Source organism: Mucilaginibacter sp. P4_G9, from assembly GCF_056400985.1.
Map to the genome: position 1 here is coordinate 1 of NZ_JBFUKF010000857.1, position 870 is coordinate 870.

Sequence of the window (870 nt, forward strand, 5' to 3'; positions counted from 1 at the left end):
GCCATTAAAAAGGAGACTACTGACATTGATAAATTGATTGGGCCCAAATGTAACAGATGCTACTGTTACAGATTGGGCCGATGTTAATGTTAAGATTGGCTGATTAATAAAAAGACCTAATGCACTAACCCCAAATCGTACCACATCCGTATTACGGTTCTGGCCGGGATAATCAAGTACAGGCAGYCCTCCGCTAAGCCAGTTAAGCGGGCTGGCCCAATTTGATGAAATAGCGCCGGTCCAATCATAAGTGGCTGCTTTAATATTATTAAAACCGGTTACCGTTAAAAGGAAAAGCAATACCATCTTTTTGAGTCCGATTTTCATATTTGAATTTATAATGAGTTTGAAAATAGATTTCCGGATACTGTTTATTTAATAAATTGATATTAGATACACTGGTTAAAGTCAGGGAGATATAATAGATATATTTCTTAATACTTATAGAATTTATACGCATAGTTGTTGTTGTATGTTGTAATAATTAATTGTTTTTTTATAGATTATTGCTTAAATAATGCGTGGTTAAAAAGTGTTATCCTTACAGTTAAAAAAGAGGTGCACGGCGGGTAGGATAGTGATAACCCGCTGTGAAATTTAATAAAATGAAGAGGAAGTAACCCGCAATAAATGAAATGCCGAATATAAACCAGCGTTTATTGGCTCCGGAGGAAGAAGGAAGGGGATTTTAATAAAAAAAATCTCTTTAAGCCATTAAGCCTGAAGAGATTTTTGTTTGCGATATAAGTGCACTGCAGCAAATATTCCTGCCATAACAACCAGTGCAATTACCCAGGTATCAAGCGGGCATTTATTGTCATATGGATCTTCGCCATTACAACCTATATCGCTTTGCGCATGGCTCATTAT

General features: G+C 36.1%; 1 protein-coding gene. It reads right to left on the reverse strand.

The window, feature by feature from the left end:
* On the reverse strand, positions 1-327 hold a 327-nt coding region (locus AC1DPZ_RS28170; protein ID WP_477409764.1), incomplete at its 3' end, for a hypothetical protein.
* Between the last annotated feature and the right edge of the window lie 543 nt (positions 328-870).